Here is a 773-nt window from a genome sequence, read left to right as displayed (position 1 = left end):
CCGAGCACGATGAGTCGGTCGCGCTGATCAGCCACTTCCCGCAGGCCGCCAGCTCGATGATCGCCTCCCGGCTGCTCAACGCCCCGGCCCACCAGCTGGGGCTGGCCGGCAACGGGCTGCGCGACACCACCCGCATCGCCGCCAGCGACGAGAAGCTGTGGATCCAGATCTTCTCGCACAACGCCCAGGCGCTGATCCCGATCCTGGGGGCCATGAAGGATGACCTGGACCGGCTGATCACCACCCTGGAAAACCCGCAGTCCGGCGCGCTGCTGGACCTGTCCCAGCTGATGACCGAGGCAACGCCGGACATGCGCGCATCCCCGGCAAGCACGGCGCCCCGCCGCAGGCCTTCGCGCTGGTCACCGTCGTGGTCGATGACCGGCCCGGGCAGATCGCCCAGCTGCTGAACGAGATCGGGGCGGCCGGGATCAACCTGGAGGACCTGCGCATGGAGCACTCCGCCGGACACCAGGTGGGCCTGGTGGACGTTTCGGTGCTGCCGGGACGGCGCGATGAACTGATCAACGTATTGACGCACAACGGATGGAAGGTAGTGCAGTGAGCAGCAACGAACACCTGGTGATCGCGATCGACGGGCCCAGCGGATCGGGCAAGTCCTCGGTCTCCAAGGCCGTGGCCCGCACCCTGAAGGCCGCCTACCTGGACACCGGGGCCATGTACCGGGCGGTGACCTACGCGGTGCTGGCCTCCGGGGCGGACCTTTCCGACGCGGCCGCCGTCGCCCAAGCGGTGCGCGAGGCGGACCTGCA

At 69.1% G+C, this 773-nt stretch carries 1 protein-coding gene and 1 pseudogene; both read left to right on the top strand.

Annotated elements, in window-relative coordinates; all coding sequences use genetic code 11:
* Nucleotides 1-565, top strand: a pseudogene (locus JCM19049_RS16280) (prephenate dehydrogenase dimerization domain-containing protein); the annotation flags it as partial.
* Nucleotides 562-773 (top strand): (d)CMP kinase (locus JCM19049_RS16270; RefSeq protein ID WP_279403439.1); only part of this gene is annotated, 212 nt, incomplete at its 3' end. The pseudogene JCM19049_RS16280 and the gene JCM19049_RS16270, both read left to right, overlap by 4 nt.

The sequence above is a fragment of the Arthrobacter sp. JCM 19049 genome (assembly GCF_001310435.1).
Note: the sequence above shows the minus strand (reverse complement) of the source record. Positions and strands in the feature narration are given on the sequence as shown.